The sequence below is a fragment of the Kitasatospora sp. NPDC059408 genome, assembly GCF_042751525.1.
Classification (GTDB): Bacteria; Actinomycetota; Actinomycetes; order Streptomycetales; family Streptomycetaceae; genus Kitasatospora.
In genome coordinates this window covers 1-24,751 of the sequence record NZ_JBHYWI010000010.1, presented here as the reverse complement: position 1 = coordinate 24,751, position 24,751 = coordinate 1, and the positions used below count along the sequence as shown (strand labels likewise).

10 protein-coding genes are annotated in these 24,751 nt (G+C 73.0%); 1 reads left to right on the top strand and 9 read right to left on the bottom strand.

The annotated features are described in order from the left end of the window. The first annotated feature begins 106 nt into the window (after positions 1-106). Positions 107-2,377 (top strand): hypothetical protein, encoded by a 2,271-nt coding sequence (locus ACFXDE_RS09365; protein WP_380492469.1) that lies wholly within the window; start codon positions 107-109, stop codon positions 2,375-2,377. Positions 2,378-2,620: 243 nt separating this feature from the next. On the opposite strand, the gene ACFXDE_RS09360 is transcribed toward ACFXDE_RS09365, so the two are convergent. From ACFXDE_RS09360 to eccD, 9 genes are all read right to left on the bottom strand, one after another. Beyond that, on the bottom strand, positions 2,621-18,103 hold the full coding sequence (locus ACFXDE_RS09360; protein ID WP_380492465.1) for a toxin glutamine deamidase domain-containing protein: 15,483 nt from the start codon (positions 18,101-18,103) through the stop codon (positions 2,621-2,623). A gap of 11 nt (positions 18,104-18,114) precedes the next feature. Then, positions 18,115-18,432, bottom strand: a complete 318-nt coding sequence (locus tag ACFXDE_RS09355) for a hypothetical protein (protein ID WP_380492463.1) — start codon at positions 18,430-18,432, stop codon at positions 18,115-18,117. Then, on the bottom strand, positions 18,425-18,907 hold the full coding sequence (locus ACFXDE_RS09350; RefSeq protein WP_380446680.1) for a YbaB/EbfC family nucleoid-associated protein: 483 nt from the start codon (positions 18,905-18,907) through the stop codon (positions 18,425-18,427). The genes ACFXDE_RS09355 and ACFXDE_RS09350 overlap by 8 nt, the downstream gene beginning before the upstream one ends. 37 nt (positions 18,908-18,944) lie before the next feature. Continuing rightward, positions 18,945-21,104: a hypothetical protein gene (locus tag ACFXDE_RS09345; protein WP_380492461.1), complete on the bottom strand. Its 2,160-nt coding sequence runs from the start codon at positions 21,102-21,104 to the stop codon at positions 18,945-18,947. Positions 21,105-21,232: 128 nt separating this feature from the next. Further along, positions 21,233-21,688 carry a hypothetical protein gene (locus ACFXDE_RS09340; protein ID WP_380492459.1) on the bottom strand — a complete coding sequence of 152 codons (456 nt, stop codon included), beginning with the start codon at positions 21,686-21,688 and terminating at the stop codon, positions 21,233-21,235. A gap of 16 nt (positions 21,689-21,704) precedes the next feature. Continuing rightward, positions 21,705-22,004, bottom strand: a complete 300-nt coding sequence (locus tag ACFXDE_RS09335; protein ID WP_380492457.1) for a hypothetical protein — start codon at positions 22,002-22,004, stop codon at positions 21,705-21,707. Positions 22,005-22,085: 81 nt separating this feature from the next. After that, positions 22,086-22,418: a WXG100 family type VII secretion target gene (locus ACFXDE_RS09330; RefSeq protein ID WP_380446691.1), complete on the bottom strand. Its 333-nt coding sequence runs from the start codon at positions 22,416-22,418 to the stop codon at positions 22,086-22,088. A gap of 105 nt (positions 22,419-22,523) precedes the next feature. Then, a complete protein-coding gene (gene eccB, locus ACFXDE_RS09325) occupies positions 22,524-23,975 on the bottom strand; it encodes a type VII secretion protein EccB (RefSeq protein WP_380492455.1) in 1,452 nt (483 codons plus the stop codon). 35 nt (positions 23,976-24,010) lie between these two features. Then, positions 24,011-24,751 (bottom strand): type VII secretion integral membrane protein EccD (gene eccD, locus ACFXDE_RS09320; protein ID WP_380492453.1); only part of this gene is annotated, 741 nt, incomplete at its 5' end.

The following is a 24,751-nucleotide window of genomic DNA, read 5'->3' as shown; positions in this document are numbered from 1 at the left end:
ACTTTCGCCCGTTCACGGCCGCCCTCCCGCCGGGCCGCTGAACCGCCGGGCCACGGCGGGGCGTTCACCCTGTCGAGGTTTTTCAGGCCCCGACCGAGGAGAGTCCATGTCCCACGACCGTGCCGGCCGGCGCGCCGCGCTGCGCGCAGCCGTCGCCGTCTCCGCCTTCGCCGGACTGGCCGCCGCCTGGGCGGCACCGGCCGCCCTCGCCGCCGCCCCGCGTCCCGCCGCCCCCGGGAGCTCCGCGCCGGATGCACCGGACGCACCGGCCGCGGGCGGGACGGACTGGCTGCACGTCGCCAACGGCCGCCTGGTGTACGGGCACGACGCGCAGGGCAACCGGGTCCCCGACTTCTCGTACGCCGGCTACCGCAACGGCGCCCAGCCGCTGCCGACCGCGAAGGTCGCCGTCACGCTGGACCCGGCCCCCTCCGGCGACGACGCCGACCGGATCCAGCAGGCGCTCGACAAGGTCGCCGCGATGCCGGCCGGCCCGGACGGGCTGCGCGGCGCCGTGATGCTGTCGGCGGGCACGTTCCGGGTCGGCAAGGCGCTGCGGATCAAGGCGTCCGGCGTGGTGCTGCGCGGCGCGGGCAGCGGGAGCAGCGGGACGAAGCTGGTCGCCTCGGGCGAGCCCCGGCCGCTGGTCGAGCTCGCCGGCGAGGGCGCGCCGCAGAAGAGCGGCGCCGAGCACGCCGTCACCGACGACTACGTCCCGGTGGGCGCGACGACGCTGACGCTGGACTCGGCGGCGGGCCTGAAGGCGGGCCAGCAGATCGTCGTCCAGCGCCCGCAGGAGGACGCGTGGATCAAGGCCGTCGGCATGGACAGCATCCCGCCGCGCCCGGACGGCACGCCGTCCAAGCCGTGGACCCCCAACGACGGCCTGCAGTTCCAGCGCACCGTCACCGCGGTCGACGGCAACAGGGTCACGCTCGACATCCCGCTGACCAACGCCCTGGAGAAGCAGTACACCCACGCCAAGGTGTGGGCCTACGACTTCCCGGGCCGGATCTCGCAGGTCGGCGTGGAGGGCTTCAGCGCCGACGGCTCGGCCTTCACGTCCGCCCCCGGCTACGACGAGCACGGCTACTTCGCGAGCCGCTTCGTGGACTTCGCCGCCGTGCAGGACGCCTGGGCGCGCGACATCGCCGCCGACCGGTTCGGCGCGGGCGTCGGCTCGATCGGCGCCACCGCGTCCCGCGTCACCGTCGCCGACACCAGCGCGACCGGCATGGAGCACGCCGTCCCGCAGCGCGCGCCGTTCGCCCAGCCCGGCGCGTACAGCATCGACGGCCAGCAGAGCCTCGTCGTCAACTGCAAGGTGAGCGGCAGCAACGTCCACGCGTGGCTGACCGGGGCCCGGGTGGCCGGGCCCAACGTGTTCTCGCACTGCACCTCGGACAACACCGGCGGGTTCCGCCTGGACGCGGGCCCGCACCAGCGCTGGGCCACCGGCACCCTGTACGACGACATCACGATGCTCCACTCGCGCGGCCCGAGCGACGACCTCGCGCTGACCAACCGCGCCAACGCGGGCTCCGGCCAGGGCTGGGCCGGCGCCAACCAGGTCATGTGGAACGCCGACGTCGGCTACTACGGCGTGGAGAACCCGCCCACCGCGCACAACTGGGCCTTCGGCACCCGGGGCACGCCGGTCGAGGGCCGCCAGACCGGCGTCCTCGTCTCCACCGGCACCCCCGTGCAGCCCGAGAGCCTGTACGCCCAGCAGGTCGCCGAGCGCGGCGGCGCCGCCCCCGCGCCTGCCCCCGACCCGGCACCCACCGGCGGCCCGGCCACGGCCCCGCCCGGCACCCCGGCGCCGAAGCCGAGCACGACCGCCAAGGCGACGGCCCCCGCGGCAGTCGGGCCCGCACCGGCCGCCTCGCCCACCGGTACGGCGACGGCGACCGGTTCGGCCACGGCCGCGCCGTCCGCCCCCCCACAGCAGCGCCGCGGCCGCGGCAGCCGGGCCCTCCGGCAGCAGCCTGGCCGCGACCGGCTCCGAGGGCCTGTCCACCATGCTGACGGTCGCCGGCGGCACCATGATCGCGGGCGGCGTCGCCCTCGGCCTGGCCCGCGAACGCCGCCGCGGACGCCACTCCGGCTGACCCCTCCCCGAGACGGCGAACGGCCCCCGGCCGGTGAACTCCTCACCGCCCGGGGGCCGTTAGCCGTGCACAGCCTCAACTGCCCTGGCCGACCTCCCACACCGGCTCCTGACCCGCCTCCGGCGGTGCCAGCAGCTGCGCCACCGCCCGCTCCTGCACCTCCGGCGCGAGCTCCCCGGGCCCCTCGCCCGCCGCGACCCGCTCCCGGACGTGCGCGAGCAGCCCCGGCTCGGGGGCGAGCCCGTAGCGGTGCAGGTAGTAGGTGACGGTGTCGGTCCAGATCCACCGGCCGTCGCAGCGGAAGTTCATCGGGACGCTGCCGGGGCGCTCCGGGGCGAGCACGTCGTCCATCAGCATGGGGGTCATCAGCACCGGGGCCGCCGCGTCCAGGTAGCCGACCAGCGCGTCGCGCTCGGCGGCGTCCCCGATCACCGGGTGGTCACCGGCGAACTCCGGCCCGGTCAGCGGGTCGACGGTGTCGAAGACCGCCGCGACGGCGAACTCCTGCGTCATGTGCTCAGCTCCTGGAAGATCTGGTCGGCCAGCCCGGCGTCCGGGCGGGTCTGGCGGAACGGTACCGCACCGCGGATGTCACCGTTCTCGGCGAAATCCTTGGTGTCGTCGACCGGGAAGTAGTTCTCCGGGCGGGGTGCCGAGTCCCCGCCGGGCGGGAGGTAGGGGCCGAGCCTGTGCACGACCGGGACGGACGTTCCGTCGGCGGGCTTCTCGAACCGGTACCAGTTGGCCCCGGTGCTGATCCCGGGCCGGCCGGCGCTCGTCATGCCCACCTTGTCCGCCACCACCAGGTACCCGCGCGCCGACTCGTCGACCGTGCCGGTCTGGTCCACCTTCGGCACGAACCAGACCGTGCCGTCGCCGGCGTAGCCCGGTGCCGTGATCGTGGGGTCCTTCTCCCACAGGGCCTTCATCACCTGAGCGGCGTAGCTGGCGGAGACCCCGTACCCGAGGCGGCAGGCCACGAACTGGACCGGTTTCGCGCCGTCCCACTCGCCCGCGGTCTTCTGGGCGATCAGCAGGTCCGCCACGACCCCGGGCAGGACGGGCTCGCCCCGGTAGACCGGGACACCGTCATCGGTGTGCATGGACACGGCGAGGAAGCGCGTGTCGTTCGGGAAGAGGGCGATGGCGGCCTGCATCTGCATCCGTGCGTGGAGGCCGGACGGCCCGCTGAGGGTGAGGACGGTCCGCCCCTCGTCGGCGGGCGCGTCGGGCCCCTCGTCCAGGCGCAGCTCGTGCCCGCTCGGTGTCGTCGGCGTGCCGGGCGTACCGGGCGTGTGCGGCGTCCCCGGTGTGCCCGGGGTGCCGGAGAAGTACGAGCCGCTCCCGAAGCGCGGGGTACGGGGCGTGCCGGGAGCCTGGGTGTTCCAGGCCTTGGCGACCGCGTCCGACGTGACACGTGCGTGCGAATCCGGCTCCTTGAGCGCTTCGACGAGTTTGATCAGCCGCAGGCGCTCGGCCGGCTCGACCTTCGCGTTCTGGTCGGCGCCCTTCACCTTCCGTACGTAGCCGTCCAGGTGTTCCTTCTCCACGACCGTCCCGGCCTTCAGGCCGAGCCCTTCGCGCACCACGTCGGTGACCCGGCGCATGGTCGTGAGCCCGGAGACCTTGAGCATGCCCGCGCCGCCGTGGATGTCGGCGGCCAACCGCGCGACGTGCCACGTCCGCAGGCCGATCTCCTTCTGCTCCTTCTCGCTCGTGAACAGGAAGGCCTTGGCCGCGGCGGCCGGCTTGTCCGCGTTCGGGACACCGATCGTCACGCCCAGGGCCCACAGGTCCTTGTGGTTGTCCAGCCCGCGCTCACCGCTGAGCTGCGCCAGGTGCGCCCGCAACTCGGCGTCGGTCGCGCGGACGGCTGCCGACCTCGGCGTCCCCGGCCGGGTCGGCGAGGCGAACGTCGTGGACGACGAGGCCTCCAGCGCGTCGATGTGCAGCTCGCCCTTCCTGCCGAGCCGGCGCTGGATGATCGTGTGCTTGGCACCCGGGACGCCCAGGACCTCGTCCTCCTGGATCTGGACCGAGAAGGCCGAGATGTCCTTGCCCGCGCCGTCCCCCTTGAGGTTCATGGTCACCATCGTCTTCTGGAGGCCCGGGAAGGTCTTCCGGCCGTTCATGAACTTCTCCGCGGTGGCGTACCTGCGGCTGGCGCTGGAGAAGTCCTTGTTGACGATCTCCGAACCGCGGTAGACCGGGGAGAATCCGGTGAACTTCTTGAACGAGATGGACGCGGTGCCCCGGTAGACGCGGCCGTCGGCCCCGGGCAGCAGGTCCAGCGCCTCCCTCAGCATCCGGATGTGCTCGCGCATCTCCGCCTTGAGGCCCGGCAGGACGTCCGTCCTGACGAGCGCCATCATCTGCCTGTAGTGCGCCGCCTCGTCCGCCTTCGAGGCGAAGGACCGCCGCCCGACGAGGTGGCTGATCGCCGGGTGGCCCGCGAGGACCTGGGGGAACTCGGTGCCCCGCAACACGTGCTCGATCTGGATCAGCAGGACCCGGTCGAGCGAGCCGCCGGGCCTCATCATCACGTTGATCAGTGGGAACGCAGGACCGGTGTACGCCGCCAGGGCGTAGAAATGGGCCGGGGTGAGCGACTCCAGCACCTCCTGCGGAGTCTTCCCGTTGGTCGCGAGCCACCGCTTGACGCGCTCGACGTCATCGGTGTCGTAGCCCGAGGTGTCCTGCTGCCCGGCCAGCAGCTCGAAGATCCGCCGACGGCCGTTCAGCGTGTTCACGTGGAACTCGCCGGGTTCCCCGAAGCCCCCGCCGGGCAGCGTCGCCCGCACCTTCGCCGCGTAGACCTGCTCGTGCGGCAGCATGTTCTCCTTGTCGCCGAGGAGGCGGCGCACCTCCTTGAGCCCGATCCCCGGGAGGTTGCGGTACATCCCCTCGGCGGACTTCAGGGCCTTCGGGTTCAGCGGCACGGTCGCGCCGGAGGCCTCGACGCCCTTGAGGATCTCGTACACCGAGTGGTCGCCGACCGGCAGCATCCAGCCGAACAGGGCCTTGACCATGTCGTCGGCGTGCGACGCGTCGATGTCGAGCAGCTTGAACGCCGTCATCATCTTGGCCGCGGTCGCCGAGACGCCGGCGACCGCCCGCATGCCCAGCTCCCCGTTGACCGTCGCGTACCAGGAGGAGTCGTGGTCCAGCTGGTGGACCGCCTCGCCGGTGCGCCAGCTGAGCGGCGTGTCCGGCCCGATCTCCCCCGGCCGCAGCGGGTCGCCCTCGTACTCGACCAGCTTGATCACCCGGCTCTCGCCGGTCTCCGGGTCGGGCTCGACGTACACGCCGAGCACCCCGTCCTCCGCGCGGACGCGCTCCAGGTCGTACTCGCCGCTGCTCAGCACGTGCAGGGACTCGGCCGGCACCTCCTCCGGCCGGATCCCGACCAGCTCCCAGGCCAGCGGGTTGACCTTGAGGAACTCCATCTCCCGTCGGCTCAGCTGGAGCCCGAGGTTTTCGAGCTCGTGGGCCGTCGGAGCGGGGACCTCGTTCCCGGGGCGCGGCCTGCGGGCCCTGATGCTGGTCACGAAGTCGACGCCGTCGGAGAACCAGGTCTTCGACTGGGCCAGCACGGTGCCCGTCGCGAAGACGTCCCGCTCGAACATGGTGGCCAGTTTGGGATTGGCCCGCTGGAGGGTGTCGTGGAGCGTCTTGCGCAGCGGGCTGTCCAGGTACTCCCGGGTCTTCTTGAGCTCCGCCACGTTCAGGCCGAGCTCCTGCGCGCGCTCCCAGTCCTTGCGGTCGACGATGTCGTTGAGCAGCGACTTGAGGCTCATCGCGGAGTCCTTGAAGTAGGCCCCGTTGAAGAAGGCCGTCATCACCTCGCGCAGGTTGCCGCTCCGGACGAGCGTGTCGAACTGGTCCTCGGTGAGGGCCGTGCCGACCTGCCCCGCGGACGTCGGGTCGTCCTTGAGCATCGGCGCGAGGTGCTCCGCCGCCGACGCCTCGGGGAACGCCTTCCCGATCACGTCCCGCAACCTGCCCAGCGCGGCACCCGCCGCGGCCTTCGCCTCGGGCAGGTCGTAGCAGTGCGTGCCGAGCTTCTTCTCGAACTCGCGGGTCGCCTCGGCGTACTCCGGCGCGCCGTAGAGCATCCGTCTGGGACCGAAGGGTGTCGCGCCCGGCATCTCGTGCGCGGCGTCCGGGCCGGACGACCAGTGCAGGCCCTCCGGCAGCGAGCCCTCGGACGCGGACGGGTCGGATGGCAGGTGCGCGCCCAACTCCTCGACGTGGGGCTCGTGGTGCTGCTGGTCGCCGGGCACCTCCTCCGGCAGCGAGACCTTGAGCCACGTGCCGCCCGGCACGACGACCGGCCGGCCGTCGGGGCCGAAACCGACGGCCTTGGCCACGACCAGGTGGCCGGGCCCCTCCGCCTCCACGGTGAACGGCCCGGTGGGCTTCGGCACGAACCACAGCCTGCCCTCGGGGACGTACGCCTCCAGCGGACCTGCCACCTTGCCGCGCAGCGCCCGCATCACCTCGCGCGCGTAGGACGAGGCGCCGCCGGTGCCGAACTCGCAGGCGGGGAACTGCAGCGGCTTGCCCTCCGGCCAGATCCCGCGCCGGCGCAGCTCCACCAGCACGTCCGCGAGCTCCTCCGGAGTGACCCGCCGCCCGTGCCAGGTCGGGGCGCCGTCGGCGTGCTCCGAGTGGAAGGCGACGGAGAAGAAGCGCGGGTCCTTCGGGAAGCGCGAGACGGCGGCGCCGGTCTCGCGCAGCTGCGCGGCCGGACTGTCGGGATCGGCCAACCAGCGCACGTCGGAGCCCGCGTGGGCGTCGACGAGCGCGTCGACGATCTCGTGCACGCGCTCGGGCCGGTGGTCCGCCACGTCCGCGGGGAGCGGGTCGGGGTGGTCCTCGGGCCGGGGCTCGGACGCCAGGTGCCCGGTGGGCGGCTGGTGGTGGGTCTCCAGTGGCTGCGGGGCGCTGTGGCGGCCGGCGTCGTCGAAGCTCACCAGGTGGACGGCGCCGTCGTGGTCGGCGAGCAGCAGGTCGATCGGGGTCATGAGGCGGTCCGCCGTCTGGCGCACGACCGCCAGCGGGTCGTCGCCCAGCGAGCCGTGGTCCGCCTTCAGCACGAGCCGGAACGAGCCCATGTCCAGGTCGAAGAGCTTCGGCATCAGCTTCTCCGCCAGCCCGTCGGCGGTCAGCGGCCCGCCGCCCTCGGCTAGCTCGTGGACGTCGAACGGCGTCGGGGTCTTGCCGTCGGCCGGGGCCTCGTACGTCACCGACTCCCAAGCGACCTTCCCTGCCGCCGAGTCGGGGACCGGCACGGGCGCCGGCTCCTCGTGCACGGCTCCCCGGAAGTCCTTCAGCGCGTCGTCGTCGAGCAGGTCGGTCGTGACCGGGCGCAGCTTGGCGCGGATGGCGTCCTCGGTGAGCGGCTGCCCGTCCGCGAGCACCTCGCCGATCGCGTCGGCGGTCGTCCGCAGGTGCTCCGTCGTCAGGTGCTTCGTCGTCAGGTTCTCGGCGCCGGCGCCGTGCAGGTGGTGCGCGTAGCCCGCGACGGCCGTGGCGGTCGTCTGGCCCGGGAACTTCGCGTGCGCGAGGTCGGACAGCTCGTGGACCGTCCGGAGCAACCGCACCCCCGACTCGTCCAGCGCCGGCACGCCGTCGCCGTACAGCGAGCGGCCGAGCCGGACCAGGTCGAGCACCTGGTGGTGGCGGACGGCCTCGTCCCCGGGGCTCGTGCCGCCGGGCAGGCCGAGGGCGTCGGCGACCTGGGTGACCACGTGCTCGCCCGGCCCGGCGGCCGTGTTGAACAGGTCGCCGGCGGATCCCGCGGCCAGCCGGTCGAACCTGGCCATGCCCTCGACCAGGTGGTCGGCGATCTCGTGCGCGGTGTAGCCGCCGAGGAACAGCTCGAAGGAGTTGGTCAGGACGGCGGGCCGGAAGCCCTGTTCGAGCAGGAACTTCTGCATCAGCACGCTGACGTTCACCCAGCTGTTGGCGTCGGTGAACGGCTGGATCATCTGCAGCGACCTGGTCACCCGGGCGATCGCGACCAGCTTGGCGCGGTCGTCGCCGGCCGCCGCCACCTCGGCGTAGTAGTGGTCGAGCGCGGCCTGGACGTGGTCGGGCGCGGTGCCGTGCGGGTAGTTGATCGAGATCATGCCCTCGCGGGCCTGGCCGCGGGTGAACAGCACCAGCGGCTGCTTCTCCTCGCGCGCCACCGGGCCGGCGGTGAAGTCGGCGACGAGCTTGTGGCCGCCGATCCGCGCGTCGGCCAGGTCGGACGCCATGGACGTCCGGCCGGTGCCGCGCATCGTCGTGAACGTGCCGTCCTTGGTACCGGACCATACCGTCGCGACGTTCGAGCCGTGGCCCTCGACGAGGTGACGGGTCGCGAGGTCGTGCAGCTCGTCGTAGGCGCGGGCGTCGATCCGCGACCAGTCGCGGCCGCCGGGCGAGCCGTCCAGCACCTCGCGGTACAGCTCCGTCATGCCCCGGCGGAAGCCCGGGTACTTGGTCGCGTCCATGTGGTCGGCGGCGTCGCCGGAGGAGTGCGAGAGCGCGGCGGCGTGGACGTTGGGGTCGATGAACAGGCGCCACCAGGAGGACTCGGGCAGCACGTCCGACAGGTTCGGGCCGGGGTGCGGGGCGCCCTGCGCGGGCGGCTCGGGGAGTTCGGGGAGTTCGGGGAGTTCGGGGGTCGCAGCGGTCTCGATGACGGCGCTCTGCGGCTCGCGGACCGGGCCGTCCTCGACGAGGGTGGGGCGGCCGGACTTCACCGTCCCCGGCTTCGGGGCGCCCTCCGGCAGCGGGGTGTGCCCCGGGTCGAGCCCGATCGGCGGGGGGTCGGTCACGAGCGACCGGAAGATGTCCTCCTCCACGGAGGGCGCCTTGGGACGCGGCACGGGCTCGGGCTCGGGCTCGGGCTTCGGCTTCGGGGCGGGTTCCGGCTTCGGCGCAGACGCCGGTTCCGGCTTCGGCGCGGGCGCCGCCGGGTGCTTCGGCAGCGCGGTGCCGTTCGGGCTGTGCTCGCTGAACGCCAGGTAGTGGTCGCTCATCACCTTGGCGTCGGTGGTCTCCCGCTCCGGGATGTCCACCGTGATCGGGATGACGCCCCTCTCGACCACCTCCTTGTCGCCCTTGAAGAACACGACCTCGACCTCCGCGAAACCGTCGTAGCGCGCCATCGGCGTGTTGAACTTCGCGTGCGAGACGACCTGCCCCGAGTCTCCGAGCGCCAGACCCTCCCGGCTGCGGTGCGAGCCGCCGACGACCGCCTGGAACGTGCCCTCGGCCGCTCCGAGGTCCGCCTTCACACCGCCCTGCACCTGACCGCCCCAGAGCGACCAGTCGAGCCTCGTCCTCGTCGAGCTGGTGGAGGTCGCGTTGGACGGGCTGAGTTCGACCTTGCCGTCGGTGCGGTCGTACTCCAGCTGCAGGACCTTCAGGTTGACCTTCACGCCGCCGTCCGACACCAGCGGCCGGCGCCCGGGCGAGGGCGTGCCGATCTCCTCGCCGCGGGTGGCCGATCCGAAGTGGCTGGCGAGCTTGGCGTGGTCGGCGGTGTTGCGGGCGAGGTCCTCCATCCGGTCCCAGGTGCGGGAGCCGAAGAACTCGCGGCCGCGCAGCCGCAGGATGTCCTGCACGCCGCCGGCGTCGCCGAGCCAGCGCATGACGTCGATGTCGCGCAGGCCCTCGCTCCAGACCCGGGCCGGCGGCGCCTTGACCGTGGTCTCGACCGGCGGTTCGGTGGGCGCCAGGGAAGGGGCGGGCGCGGTGCGGTGCTCGGGCGCCTCGAACGCGGTGGGCTTGGGAGCCTTGGACGGGCGCCCCTCCCCCGCCTCGACCGCCGCCTCGAAGCCGACCTTCGCGGTGTCGACGCCGTGGATCGTCGTGCCGAGCTTCCTCACCCCGCGCCAGGCCTGCCCCGCGGCCGACTTGAGGTGGTCGAAGGCCGTCCCGGGCACGTGGTCCCCGCCGGGCGGCACGAGCCGGTTCGGGTCGCCGAGGGACAGCAACGGGCGGCGCTCCATGCGGAAGTACAGCGTCGCCTCGCCGGTGTAGCTGCTGCCGGCGAGCTTGGTCTTGGTCGCGGCGCCGGCGGTGCTGCGCTGCGCCTGGACGTCGAGCTGGTCGTGCCCCCAGGAGTGGGTGACCGAGCCGCCCGCCGTGACGGCCGGGCCGATCGGCAGCGGGTTGCTCGTTCCCTGGACGGAGACGGTGACGGTGTTGCCGGTGCCGGCGCCGTAGCTGGTGACGCCGTCCGAGCTGGCGACGGTCTTCTGCACCTGGGTGCCGGTGTTGAACTCCGTCTGGGCCGTCTCTCCGGTGTGCTCAAGCCGGGAGACGGCGGCGGTGATCCGCACCGTGCCGCGGCCGTGTTTCACCACGATCTCGTGGCCGGCCATCATCGACTTGAGCTGCGGCTGGAGCTTGGTGACGTCGAGTTCGGCGAGGATCTTCTCCTTCATCCCGGGCCAGTCGGAGCCGAGCACCCCGGCGCCGCGCCGGTCGATGCCGGCCACGGCGGACTCGCCGACCGACCACGGCTTCGCCCCCTCCTCGCCGCTGCTCGGGCGCAGCGGGTGGACGTCGGTGACGACGTCGGAGGAGCCGAGGCGGTGGGTCTTCTCGATGCGGGCGGGCGGGTCGAGCGGCTTCCTCGGCGGCGCGGGCTCGGTGGCGCCGTGCAGGGGGGCGTCGCGCAGCGGGACGGCGACGGTGGTCCGCACGGGCACGGTGAGGTCCGGCGCGGTGACCTTCTGACCGAGCTTCCTCGACTCGATGTGGACGGTGAACTCGGCGGTGCCGCTGAACAGTCCGGCCGGCTCGACGGTCTTGCCCTTGCTGACGGTGGCACCCGTGGTGTCCACGGCGGAGCCGTGCACGAAGTCGTTGCGGCGGGCGAGGTTGAGGCCGAGGTCGACGTAGGGCAGCTTGAAGCGGAACGGGGCCGAGAAGACGTCGCGGACGCGCCGGTCCTTGCTGACGCCGGTCGTCACCCGGGTCTGGGTGCCCAGCTCGAACTCGAACTTCTCGACCGTGTCGGTGTGCCGGAAGTCCTTGCCGAGCCCGGCCCTGACGGTGACGGTGGTGTCCCAGCCGTGGATGGAGACGTGCTCGGTGAGCTGCCCGCCGCGGGACAGCTTGGACAGCTGCGGCTTGAGGGCGATCGGGTCGAACCGGCCCTTGATCTTCGTCAGGACGTCGTCCGGCACGGAGCCGAACTCGCGCTTCAGGGCACGCTCGATGCCGTCCAGGACGGCGGTGTCGCCGTTGCCGAAGCTGTGCACGACGTCGGAGGCGCTCAGCGCGCCGCGGTCGGTGATCCGGCGCGGCGGGTCGTGCGGCTCGGCGGGGCCCTCGTGGACGACCGGGGTGCCGGCGCCGGGGCCGGTGAAGTGCGCGTGCCCGTCCGGGCCGACGGTGTGCCGGCCGGTCTCCTTGGCGTCGAGGCTGACCTCGGCCCGGATCGGGACGGTGACCGTGTGCTCCTCGCCGTCCACGGTCAGCTTGACCTCGACGCCGATCCCGGCGTCGTAGACCTCCTGCGGGCGGGCGTACTTGCCGTTCGCGTAGACCTTGTGCGAGGTGCCGTCGCGCCAGCCGTCGCGGTCGCGGACCTGGCGGGAGTACCCGCCGCCGACGTCCATGGACGTCTTGCCGGGCAGCGCTGCGGTGCCACCGGCCGAGCCCTGCCCGGACTTGGTGTCCGAGATCAGCTTGCGGCCGGACGTGAAGGAGGTGCTCTCGTCGACCGGGTTGAGCTCGGCCTTGGCGTTGGGCCGCTTGTAGTCCAGCTCGGTGACGTGGGCGACGGCGGAGACCTTGACGCCGTGCCTGAGCAGCGCGGCGGCCGTCTGCTCGGGGAGCTCCAGCCGGGTGCCGCGGGTCATCGCGGTCAGGTGGGAGGCGACCATCGGGTGGCTGAAGAGCTGCCGGACGTCGTGCCTGACGTCCTTCCAGGCGCTGCCGAGCACCTCCTGGCCGAGCTGCTCGACCTCGCGGTGCAGCGGCTCGACGGTGGGCAGGTCGCGCACGGTGGCGGTGTCGCCGAAGCCGCCGCCGGTGCCGTCGGGGCGCCGCCAGACGTCGTCGGGCGGGCTGGGGACGGTGCTGCCGGGCTCGAAGGTCTTCGGCCGGTGGGGCTGCGGGGCCTCGGTGGCGACGAAGAGGGTGGGGTCGCCGGTGCCGGTGTCCTCGACCTTGCGGGCCTCGGCCTCCTCGATCAGGGAGCGGAAGTCGACGGAGGTCGTCGCGGTGCCGCCGGCCTTCCCGAGCGGCGAGTCCCTCTCGAACGTCAGAATGAGTTCGGCCCGGCCGTCGTAGACCACGCCAGGGCCCTTGGTCTTGGTGGTGAGCAGGACCTCCTGGCTGCTGCCGGAGATCCGCACCCGGTCCTTGATGAGCTGGAGGCCGCCGCCGCTCGTGCCGCTCGACTTGTCGACCGCGCTGCCGGAGACCACGCCGGGCAGTGGGAGCTGCAGGCCGTGGCCGGCGCCCTCCTGCTCGGTGCGCACGCGCTGGACGCCGGTGCCGACGTTGAACTCGGTCTGCGGCGTGTTCCCCTGCTGCCACATGGCCTTGACGGAGGCGGTGATCTCCACCGAGCCGGTCACGAGGCCGGTCTTGTCGACCACCTCGATGCGGGTGGGCTCGCCGGACATCATGCTCTTGAGGTCCTGCTGGAGCCGGGTCGTGTCGAGCTCGGCGGTCAGCTTCTCGCGCAGCGCGGGCCACAGCCCGCCGAGCACCTCCTCGGCGGTCTTCTCGACGCCGTCGAGGACCTCCTGCATCGGGTGGTCGGAGTCCGGCCGGCCGTGCCGGTGGGTGGAGACGTCGAGCACGATGTCGGAGCCGCCCAGGCGCCGCCCCTCCACCACGCGCGGGGGCGGGGCGAAGAGCTTGTCCTTGGCCTGCGGCACGGGCGCGCCGTGGGCGTCCAGGGTGTCGCGGACCGGGATGCCGACGGTGGCACCGATGTCCAGCCGCCGCACGCGCTCGCCGGGCTCGGCGGGCACCGGCTCGCCGTGGTGAGTGAGTTCGGTGAAGTCGACGGCCAGGTGGAGCTTCCCGGCGAACAGGGCGCCCGGCTCCACGGTCTTGCCGCGGGCGATCGACCGGCCGACCTCGATCGAGCTGCCGCCCTTCACCGAGTCGTGCTGGTAGCCGAAGATCTCGGTGACGTCGGCCCTGCCGGCCTTGAACTTGCCCTGGAGGGAGGCGTTGAAGCGGTCCAGGGTGTCGTCCTGGAGACCGACGGAGGCGTGCCGGTCCGAGCCGTTCTCGAACTCGACGCCCTTCGCGGTCTCCTGGTGGACCAGACCGTCCACGTCCACCCGGACGGAGATCTTGCCCTTCCAGCCGTTGGTGTCGAACGGCGCCTCCCACACGTCGCCCCGGGAGAGGGCGGTCAGGCGGGGGCGCAGCGCGGCCGGGTCGAAGAAGTCCTTCGCGAGCGTGTGGGCGGCAGGCAGGTCGTTCTTGAAGGCGGACTCGAAGAGCTTGACGATCTCCTCGTGGACGGCGGTGTCCCCGTGGTGCAGGCCGACGACGAGGTCGGAGGCCGAGAGCCTGCGGTGGTTGGTGATCCGGGCCGGGGGCAGGCGCAGCTCGTCGGGGCCGAGCGGCTTCGCCGGCGTGAACGCGGGGTCGTCGTAGGGGTGGTCGTGGCTGCCGCCGGACTCGGTGGAGAACACGGACATGGCGAGCACCGACGCCGGCGGGGAGGTCGGCGGCCCGGGGTTGTGGAGTGGGTCGTGGTCCGCCTCGGTGATGACGATGCTGGGGACGTCCGGGCGGTGCGGGGCGGTCTCGGCGGGCTTGGGGGTGGGGGTTTCCTTGGGAGCAGGGGTTTCAGCGGGTACGGGCTTCGGCTTGGACTCGGGCTTCGGCCGGTCGCCGCCGCCGCCGCTGACGGTGGGCACGCTGTGCGGGACGGGCGGCAGCACCGGGCCGTCGTGCTCGACCGGCCGCTTGGACGCGGGGCCGTCCACCGGCGGCGCCGGCACGGGCGGGCGGCTGCCGTCGTAGTGGTTGGTGCCGTTGTAGTACACCGTCACCTGGTGGCCGTCCTGCGGCCCGTACCGCAGGTACTCGGTGTGGCCGCCGAGGCCGTCCGGGCCGAGGATGCGCAGGCGCAGGCCGAGGGCGTCGGCCAGCAGCGGCGGGAAGGCCTCGCCGTAGCCGCGCCACCAGGAGCCCTCCCAGTTCTCGACGGCGTCCTTCAGTCCCGCGAACTCCTCGGGCGACAGCGGCGCGTCGGAGATGGTCCGGTGCCAGACCTGGAGGTCGGCGAGGCCGGCGTCGGAGAGGTCGTGCAGGCCGATCTGCTCCGGGCGGCCGAGCAGGTACTCGAACTGCTCCCGGGAGCCGACGGCGCCGTCGGCGAGGTTCCAGCCGACCTCCTCCTCGACCCGGTGGCGGTCGTCGCCCTGCGCCACCCGCTCGTCGACGTACTGACGGCGCAGGTCGTACGGGTCGGCGGCCGGCTCCTGGCCGTGGTCGCGCAGGTACGTCTCGGCGGCCTTCTGCTCGTCCGGGTTCTTGAACTTCCACTTCACGGTCTGTTCGGCGTGCGCCGTCGCCGCCGCCAAATCGCCACCCGGGCCCGCGAGTTCCTTCGCGAGCGCGGTCACGTAGCGGTCGCGCAGCAGCGACGCCGGAACGACCTCGTGGGTGCCGACGTCCGCGACGCCGAGGTCCAGCAGGCCGTTGAGGAGCTCGGGGCGGCTCCGCCCGGCCAGTTCCTCGCCCAGGTCCTTGGTGGCGGTCTTGCGGTAGCCGCGGACGACCTCGGGCGGCAGCGTCCCGGGTCCCTGCTTGGCGAGGTGGTCGGAGACCGCCCGCTTCATCGCGCCCGGCGTCATCCGGAGCTCGGGGCCGCTGACGGCAACCGAGTTGAGCAGGCACAGGCCGTCGCCGGCCACCGGGACGCGCTCGCGGGGCGGCGCGAAGGCCGGTTCCGGGCGGGCGGGTTCGGTGCCGGCGTGCGAGGGACCGTCCGTGCCAGTGAAGGCGTCCGCGGGGGTCGGGTGGGCGAGGCGCTCGTCCACGTGGTCGGCGGCGCTGTTGAACGGGCCGTCGCCGCGCAGCGGCCGGCCGTCGGCGTCGTGCGCGATCGCCCAGACCCGGGTGACGTCCTTCGGCAGCGGGTGGTCACCCGGGGAGTGCAGTCCCTGCTGGGCGTCGACCCACACCAGGCCGTCGCCGGGGACGTTGACGAGGTTCCAGGCGTGGCCCCGGCCGTCCCCGGTCCAGGCGAGGACGATCGCCGCCGAGCCGGGCCCGCCCGCGGCCACCCGCAGGGCCACCTCGTCGAGCCCGGCCTCGCCGAGGCCGACGTACTCGGCGGCCTGCCCGGTCCAGTGCTGGAGGTCGCCCGCCGCGCCGGGGTGGGGCTCGGACAGGCCGGGGGCGACCTGCGGTTCGCCGCGGAAGGTGGAGTGGAAGGCCATCGCGGCCGCCACGCAGTTGACGTCCCCGAGCAGGCTGCCGTCGCCGTCGCGGGGGTTGATCAGCTCGACGAACTCCTGCGGGTGGGCGAACTTCTTCGGGCCGTCCGGCCCGGTCACGGCCTGCTCCAGGGCCTGCCGGGCCGCCGGGCCGGGCGTGGTGTGGCCGCCGTCGGAGAACTCGTGCAGGAAGGAGTCCAGCGCACGCGGGACGGGGGCCTCCGCCGGCCGCGGGCGCTTGGCCGGCGGCTCCGGCGGGACCGGGAGGTCGGTGCCGTCGTGGCCGCCCTCGTACTCGTCCCGGCCGCGCCGGCGCGACGGCGGCTGCGGCGGGTCGGCGGGCCCGTGGTCCGGGCCGCCGCCGGTCGTGCGCGGCGGCCTCGGGCGCTCGGGGGCCGCCTCGGGCGTGCCGGCGGCGACGGCGTGCTTGGTCTCGTCGGACCCGCCCACCGTCTTGCCCGGCCGGGCCGGGCCCACCGGCTCGTCGACGAGGGTCGTGCCGCTCCAACTGCTGTCCGTTCGGACGGGCTTGGGGCGCTCCGAGGACTTGGTGCCGCTCTCGGTCCGCACGGGGGCCGGGCGGTCGGCCTTCCCGCCGCCGGTACCGCCCGTGTCCTGCTTGCCCTTCGCCGTGGTGGTGGCGCCGCCGCCCGACGTGGTCGGCACGGGCTTGGGCGCCGGGTCGGCGAACAGCGTCTCGAAGTCCGCGTGCCCGAAGGCCTTGGCGAACAGTGCCGCGTACTCGACGTCCGGTGCCCCGCCCAGCCCCCGGGAGTAGGCGAGGACGTGGCCCGCGTTGACCACCTCGTCCGTCGGCCCGCGCCGGGGCACCGGGAAGGGCGCGGCGTGTCCGGCGAGGTTGCTCGCCAGGGAGAAGAGGGTCAGCGGGTGGTAGGCCGGGTAGTAGGCGCCCTTGCCGTCGTCGATCGCCTTGACCTGCAGGTGCTCGACGTAGGCGGCCCACTTGTGCCCGATCCCGGTCAGGTGGAGGGCGTGGTGCACGCCCTTGCCGACCAGGCCCATCGCCATGCCCGCGCCGAAGGTGTTGAAGCCGGTCGTGAACTGGTGCTTGTCGTCGAAGATCAGGTTGTAGAGGCCCTCGGAGAGGTTGCCCTGCGCCCCCTCCACCAACTGCTCGCCGAGCATGGCGCCGAGCCGGTAGAGCCTGTTCCCCTCGCCGAGGTGGGCGGCCAGGTTCGGCAGGTGGTCGGCGAGCGCGGAGATGCCGTGCTCGCCGAGGTCCGACCCGCCGTGGTCCAGGAGGCTGCGCAGCACGGTGCTCAGCGAGTCGTTCGCGGCGCCGTGCTTGGTCCAGCCGGCGACGAACGCCTCGGCGTACTCCTTGCCCAGGCTCCTGGCCGCGTCCTTGCCCAGCACGCCGCCGAGGTGCGTCTCGAAGCTGCCCGCGACGTTCTCGCCGAACTTCTCGGCGATCGAGCCGGCGCCCGCCTTGCCGAACCCCTCCTTGAGGAAGGGTTCGAGGTGCCACATCTCCTTGCCGATCGACTTCGCGAAGGCCTTCGCCTCCGCATCGCCCAGCACCTTGCCGGCCGTCCCCGAGGCGGCCTCGCCGACGCCCTTGCCAGCGCCCTTGCCGACACCGCTGCCGGCCCCCTCGCCGAGACCGTCGCCGACGCCCTTGCCGAGCCCCTTCCCGATCCCCTTGCCCCCGCCCTCGCCCAGGCCCTCCCCGACGCCCTTGCCGATCGCCTTGGCTCCGGCCTTCTCCAGGTCGGCGAGCGCCGTGCTGCCCACGTGCTTGGTCGCCGTGTCCAGGAGGTGCTTGAGTGCCTCCTTGTCGCCGTTCTTGAGGACGGATTCGAGCTCCTTGGCCAGGAGCGACCCCCCGCTCTTGCCGACCAGGCTGCCGATCAGCTTGCCGAGGCCCATCCCGAACACGCTGACCGGACCGGAGATGAGGCCGCCGACGAAGCCGTTCAGCAGGCTCTGCTTGAAGGCGTCCACGTCGTAGGTGTGCCGGTCGCCGTCGGCCATCTGGATGCCCTGGATGATCGAGTCCATCAGCATGCCCTTCACGACGCCCGAGAAGGTGTGCATCAGGATCGTCTTGATCAGGTACTTCAGCAGCAGTTGCAGCGCTTCGCGCGTGAAGAAGTACTTGAGCGACAGCCCGGCGAAGTCCGCACCGAAGGTGAAGGGCGCCCAGAACGTCGCCAGCGCGATCTCGAACAGCAGGTCCGCGAGCTGGGCGATCGCCATCCACTTGGTGTACTCGACCTGGTTGGCGACGTCGCCCGCGCAGTCCGCGAGCGCCTTGGCGGTGTCGGCCGCCGCCGAGACGTAGTCGTCGCCGCCCCCGACGCCGATGAACTGGTTCATCGCCACGCTGAACTGCCGGGCGGCCTCGCCCTCGAACTCCTGCCGGGCCTTGACCGCCACCGTCGCGATCAGCCGGCGCAGATCGGGCAGGTCCTTCGCCAACTGCTCGTACGCGTCGCGGATCTCCCGCAGGTCGCCCTCGTTGGCCGCGGGCCAGGGCGAGCCCGAGACCACGCCGAAGAAGCCGGCGAGCTTCGGGCCGGGGTCGATCGACGAGTACGACAAGGGTGGTTCTCCTACAGGCTCTTGATGATGTCGTTCGCGGTGTCCTCCGCGTAGTCGAGCTCCGCGACCAGGTTGATCCCGCTGTCGCCGGCCTTCGCGACGACCTCGCCGATCTTCTGGACCAGGTCGTCCAGGTCCTTGGTGGCCTGGTCCACCTGCTGGTGGTACTGCTTGCCGATGTCGTCGTCGCCGCCGACCTTCTTGTTGGCGGAGTTGATGGTCCTGACCTCGTCCGAGATCTTGTCGATCAGCGTCTTCAGGTCCCCGAACTCCGCGAAGCGGCGCTTCAGGTCCTGGGTCTTGGCGAAGACGTCGTCGGGGCTACTCACGGAACTCCTCCTGCCGCCCGGCCCGGCGGCGCTCCGCCTCCGCGTCCTCGCCGTACCCGGGCCGCATCGCCCGCAGCGGTTCCAGCAGCCGGTCCAGGTCGCTGCCGCCGCTCATCGACATCCGCAGCATGTCGCCGACGCCCTCGAAGCCCTTGATCGCCTCGATCACCTGCTCGCCCATCTTCGCGCGGGCCTCGTTGAGCAGGTCGGTCAGCAGGCCGCCAAGCTGCGCGGGGGCCATCTCCTGGTAGCCGGTGGTGTGGAAGGTCAGCGCGAGGACCTGGCCCTGCGGGCCGACCGTGGCGGTGACCATCCGGTCCTTGGAGGTGACCGTCGCGGAGGACTTGGCGAGGTCGGCCTGGACGGCTTCGGCCTTGGCCGTCTGGACGCGCAGGGCCTCCATGGCCTCTTCGAGCTCCGCGCTCATCGAGCCGAACAGGCCGTCGGGGCCGAAGGGGTCGGCGGTGGCGGGCATGGTGGGTCCTTTCACGATCGTGTTCGGGACGGGCAGGTCAGCGGCCGATGACGCCACTGACGGCGGTGCTCTCGGTGCCCCACACCTCTTCGTCCTCCGCCAGCCACGTCGTGCGCTGGCGGTCCTTGTCCTTCTGGTTGGGCGCGCCGGCACCGGCGCCCGCACCGGGCGGCATCATCGGCGGCATGCCGCCGGTGGTGGACATGCCCTTGCCGGTCAGCGCGGCCCGTTCGGCCTCGGCGGCCGCCTTGGCCGCCGCGGCCTTCTCCGCCTCGGCGGCGGCCTCCGCCGCCGTCCGGGCCTGGAGCGTGTTCGGATCGCCGCCGCCGGCCAGCGACTTGGCGCTCATGCCGCTGCGGCCGCCGGGCAGCAGGCCGGAGCCGGGGAAGGCTCCGCCGGCTCCGCTCGTGCCGCCGCCCGAGTCGCCGAAGGACAGCCCGAGGGGGTGGTAGGCGCTCGGGCTGAAGTCGCTGCCGGGGAGCAGCCCGTCGCCGCCGCCGAAACCTGTGTCGAAGGCGTGGCGCTGGTCGGCCATCAGCTGGGAGACCTCGGAGACCGGCTTGCCGTCCGGGCCGAGCAGGGTGCCGTCGGAGTCGATCCGGGAGCCGGGCTGGACGACGACCGGGTTGCCGTTGCCGTCGAGGACGGGCTTGCCGTCCGGGCCGATCACCCGGCCCTGGCCGTCGACGGTCGAGCCCGGCGGCACCTTCATGTGGTCGCCCGGGCCGGTGCCGACGGTCGCGCCGTCGGGCACGGTGATCGGCTTGCCGTCCGGGCCGAGGACGGGCCGGCCGTCCGGGCCGATCACCTGGTGGGTCGTCGGGTCGACGTGGCTGCCCGGCGGCACGGTGACCGGGTTGCCGTTGGCGTCGTAGATCTGCTTGCCGTTCTTGTCCAGCACGGGAACGCCGGAGCCGCCGTCGCCGAGCGAGGGCAGGCCGCCCGCGCCGCCGTGGTCCCCGAGCCCGCCGATCCCGCCGGGCCCGGTGGTGAGGCTGGGGCTGCCGCCGGGGCCCTTCAGGCCGTCCGGGCCGAGTCCGTTCGGACCGAGTCCGTTCGGGCCACCGCCGGTGAGGCTCTTGAGGTTGTCGTTCATCCCCTTGCTCATGTCACTCAGCGACTTGTTCACGTTGTTGTTCATGTCGCTGAGGTTCTTGTTGATGTCCGAGAGGGGGTCCGTCTTCGAGGGGTCGTCCGTCGGCGGCGGGTTGTAGGGCGTGTGCATCGACGGTGCCTTGACGCCCCCGGACAGGGCCTTGATCGCGGGGACGTACGCGCCGTCGAGGGTGGCGGCGGCCTCCTTGGCGGCCTTGTCCAGGAAGTCGGCGACGTTCTTGAGCCAGACCTCCTTGGCCCGCTGCTCGGCCTTCTTCCAGAAGTCGTCGCCGCTCGGATCGCCCCAGGCCGTCGTGACCTGGAAGGTCGGCGCGGTGTACTGCGCCGGGGCGTCGGGAGAGGTCGTGGCCATGATGCCGGGCGTGACGGTGACGTTCGCCGTCGACATCCCCTCCATCAGCGCGTCGAAGAGCGGGTTGACCGGCCAGGCGTCGCGGCTGTTGCGGTAGTTGTCCTGGCCGTACCACATGCCGAGGACCGCTTTGCCGATCGCCTCGCGGGCCGTCTGGAGGTAGCTGTACACGTGCTGGTCGTGCAGTTCCTTGGCGAGGTCCTGCAGTTCCCCGCCGAACATGGTCAGCATGGTCTTGAACGCCCCGGCCGCGCTGCCCTGCCAGTCGGCGCCCGGCGCCGCGATGTCGCCCGCCCAGCCGTTGACCGTCGGTGCCCACGTCTGCAGGAGCTGCTCGGCGCCCTGGAGCGTCGAGACGGCGGTGTCGAAGCTCCAGACGCTCATGGTGTCGTTCTCGGCCGGCGAGTGGGCGAGCGGCATCAGGACGTTGTAGCCCTGGCGGACCCACTTCCCGAGGTCGGTCGAATCCCCTTGGAACAACGGCCAGTTGAGGGTGCAGCCGATGACGTAGCTGTACTGCCCGCCCGCGCCGTCGCTGTAGTTGTACGACCACCAGCAGTCGTAGCCCTCGTTGCCGCCGGTCTGCTTGAAGTAGTCCAGGGTCTCGCACTTGTGGCTGGCGATCCACTGGACCTTGTCGTCGCCGGTGACGGCACTGCGCTGGGTGAAGGTGGTCTGGGCGGAGCTCGCGAAGACCGTCAGCATGTCTTCCCAGGTCTTGTCGGCCATGCGGGGTCACAGCTCCAGGGTCGTCGGGGCGCGGGGCGGGCCGGCGGGAGGGGTTCCGGTCCGCCCCGCGGGTCGGGGGTTACGGCGCTGGCGCCGTCCGGGAGGGGTCCGGTGCGGGAGGGGCCGGGTCAGACCTTGAGGCCGCCGCCACCGAGGATGTCCTGCACCAGGTACATCATCTGAGCGGCGGACAGGGCGTCGTCGGCGCCGTTCTTCAGGTCCCGCTCGGCCCTCGACAGGTCGTCGATCATCTTCTGGACCTGGTCCTCCAGCGACTTGAACTGGTTCTCCAGGGACTGGCAGTACTTGGTGAAGTTCGACTCGATCTGCTTGACACTCGGCAGCACCGTCCCGCCGCCGGCGAGGAGGCTCGCGTAGTCGCCGGAGAACTGCCCGCCGCCGATCCCCAGGACGAACTGCTGGAGCGCCACCCGCGTGGGGTGGGTCCGCAGGTCCTGCAGCATCGTGGCCAGCTTGGTCTGCGCGAAGTCGAGCAGGTAGGAGTCGGTGACCTTGAAGGTGTTGCCGTCGTCCTCCCCGCCCGGCTTCTTCTTCGGGTCGTCGGCCGGCTTGTCGTCGGACACCGCGGCTCACCCGGTCCTAGTAGCCGAAGTTGGAGCCGGCGCGCTTGTCCGAGTCCCGGATCAGGCCGTGGACCTCGTCCAGGGCCGCGGCGGCCTTCGCGACGTCGTCCGTCATGGCCGCGTCCGCGGCCGACAGGACGTCGGAGTAGGCCTTGCCGCCGTCGGCGTAGTCGCCGTGCAGCTCGTGGCCGAGGCCCTGGGTGAGGAAGGTGCGGGTCTGCTCCATCATCTCGTGCATCATCTGGCTCTGCTGGCGCAGCATCGCGGCAGCCTCGTCGATCTGCTGGTGGTGGAGTTCGATCCGGTCGTCTGCCATCGTTCGTTCCCTTCGGTCAGCGGTGGTGGCGGCCGTCGTCCGGCCGGTGGGTGCGCCGGCGGTGTCCTCCGCCGGCCGGGGTCAGCTCAGGCCCTTGACGATGTCCTCGCCGGCGCCGAGGCCGGAGACGATGTGGACGGCCTCCTGGCCCGAGCCCTGGATCAGGCCGGAACCGCTGGTGAGCAGCTCGTGGAAGGCCTTGTACTGCTCGCGCACCTTGTCGTACTTGGCCTGCCAGTCCTGCATCTTCTCGACGAAGACGGTGCTCGCGGCGGCCTGGAAGTGTGCGTTGACCTCCTCGACGATCGCGGTGATCTGGCGCTGGGTCTCCTGCATGTGCTGGTCCTGCGCCTCGACGGTGGTCAGCACCTGCTGGACTACTGCCGGATCGTTGAGCATGTTGTTGCCGGCCATGCGTCGTCCCTTCTCGGGTGGGGCGCCGGTCGGTCGCCGGCGGCTCGGGGTTGGGGCGGTCGTGCGCGGCCCGGCATGATGAACGGGCGCGCAGGGTCTTCCGGTTCAGCTCCCGCAGGGGTTCGCGGGGGCCTGTGCTGCGGGAACGCCGCCCGCGGCGAGGGCGGCCGGGTCCAGGCCGGGCCCGGTGGGCAGCAGGCCGAGCAGGCGGGTCGGGACGGCCGCCGGGACGGCCTTGACGTAGCCGAGCTGCTTGGCCGCGGCGGGCGAGGGCAGCGGGTACTTCACGCCCGCGTCGGTGACCAGGTAGAGGGTCGCGCCGGCCCCGCCCGCGGTCACGGCCCTGGCGAGCGCGCCGCCGCCCGGGCGGACGGCGATCCGGTCGGCGCCGCCGCAGGCCGGGGCGACCCCCGGCTGGGCGGCCGGGGGCTGTCCGGCGACGGCGGCGGCGTCCGCGAGGTCGATCGTCACGGCGCCCGCACCGGCCGCGGGGTGCAGCTCGGCGCAGGGCGCCTGCCCCTCCCCGGTCTGAGCCAACTGCGGCGGACGGGCGGGCAGTTCGGCGCCCGACCAGGCGGCCGCGGTGGCGGCGGGCGCCTGGTGGGCCGCGAGGTCGGCCGGGCCGACCGGCCCGGGGGTGACGGGCGCGCCGCCGTAGGCGTCCTGCTGCGTGCGCGGGTCGCCCTGGACGAGCCGGAACAGCGTCTCCCCGAGCGGCACCAGTCCGTCCGCGGCGAGCAGGTAGTGCTCGCCGCCGGGGCCCGCGAAGAGCTGGCCGGTCCGGGTGGCGCGGCCCGCCAGCGCCGGGCCGGGCGCTCCCCGGCCGGGCAGGTCGGGCGCCTTGAGGTCGGGCCCGACCGGCAGGGCGTCGAGGAAGCCGGGCGGCACCGGGTACGGGGTCGCGGTGGCGTAGCCGAGCGCCCGCAGCCCGCCGTCGGCGGCGTCGATCCGCAACCGGTGGCCGCGCCACAGCAGTTGGGGCGCGCCGTCGGGCCCGGTCACCAGCACGGCCTGGTCGTCGCCGAGCGCCCGGCCGGCGTGGCGCAGGCCGATCGACAGCGCCAGCTGCGCCGCGCCCTTGCCGCCCTGGGCCGCCGGGAGGGCGCAGGCCGACCAGTCCGCCGGGCCGAGGTCGTGGTCGGCCGGGAGACCGTCCGGGGCGCCGACGATGCCGACGACGGCTCCGCGCGGGACGCCGTCCAGGGAGGCCGCGCTGACCTGCTCCAGCCGGAACTGGTCGCCCGCGAGCAGCCGGGCACTGGCCTGGTTGAGCACCGGGCGCAGCTGCCCGCCCGCGTACAGGTAGCGGACGCCGCTCTCCTTGACCACGACGAGGGTGCCCGGCTTCTGCCAGCTCGTCGCGCCACCGGGTTTGACGAGGCCGTACACCCCGACGCCGACACCGACGAGCAGCCCGACGGCGAGCCCGATGACGGCGCCGCGGGTGGTCCTGGCGACGGGTGTGTCGGGTGCGTCCGGCTCGCCCCGGAACATCCCGGAGGAGACCCGGCTCATCACGAACAGGTGGGCCTGCACCTGGTCGCGTCTGGACTGCATGGGAGTTCCTTAGGAGGGTCGGTGGGGCGGGCCGGTCAGCCGGCGACGGCCCGGAGCATGTGGTAGAAGCCGAGCGTCTGCAGCGCGAGCGGCAGCAGTGCGAACGCGGCGAGCGAGTGCAGCAGGTCGGCGGCGCGGCCCCAGTAGGGCAGCAGACGGCGGCCGGGGACGGTCCACGCGACGACCAGCAGGACCGCGGCGACGACCAGCAGCCCGGCGAGCAGCGCCAGCCGGCCCTGCCAGGTGCTCTGGAAGCCGAGGCGTCCGGTCAGCAGCACCAGCCCGTACAGGCCGGGCAGCACGACGCCCAGACGCTGCCAGAGGCTCCCGATCTCGCGGGCGTGCAGCAGGAGCAGGACCGACAGGTCGGCGGCGGTGGCGGCCGGTCCCCAGCCGTCGGCGCCCGTCAGGAGGGTGAGGCAGACGGTGCAGGCGAGGCCGATGCTCGCGAGGAAGCCGGTCAGGTAGCCGTCGGCGACGTCGCCGCGGGCGAGGACGTCCTCGGCCGGGAACGGCTCGATGTCCTCCTGCAGCTCCTCGGCGTTGCGGGGCAGCGCGGGCAGCCGGAGCCCGGCGAGCTTGAAGGCGAGGCCGGGCACGAATCCGCCGAACAGCACGGCGGCACAGGCCAGGACGGCGGCCGAGTGCTCCGGCGGCACGTCGTGAACGGCCATCGCACCGGCGCCGAGGGCGACCACCGACACGAACAGCGCCGAGACGAAGAGCCGGGGCGACGCGCCGACGACGCCCCGCGCCAGCACGCGCGCCCCCGCCCC

Coding starts and splice junctions, on each gene's coding strand:
- ACFXDE_RS09335 (WP_380492457.1), bottom strand. CDS start 22,004: ATGGCAGACGACCGGATCGAACTCCACCACCAGCAGATCGACGAGGCT.
- eccB (WP_380492455.1), bottom strand. CDS start 23,975: ATGCAGTCCAGACGCGACCAGGTGCAGGCCCACCTGTTCGTGATGAGC.
- ACFXDE_RS09345 (WP_380492461.1), bottom strand. CDS start 21,104: ATGGCCGACAAGACCTGGGAAGACATGCTGACGGTCTTCGCGAGCTCC.
- ACFXDE_RS09350 (WP_380446680.1), bottom strand. CDS start 18,907: ATGCCCGCCACCGCCGACCCCTTCGGCCCCGACGGCCTGTTCGGCTCG.
- ACFXDE_RS09330 (WP_380446691.1), bottom strand. CDS start 22,418: ATGGCCGGCAACAACATGCTCAACGATCCGGCAGTAGTCCAGCAGGTG.
- ACFXDE_RS09365 (WP_380492469.1), top strand. CDS start 107: ATGTCCCACGACCGTGCCGGCCGGCGCGCCGCGCTGCGCGCAGCCGTC.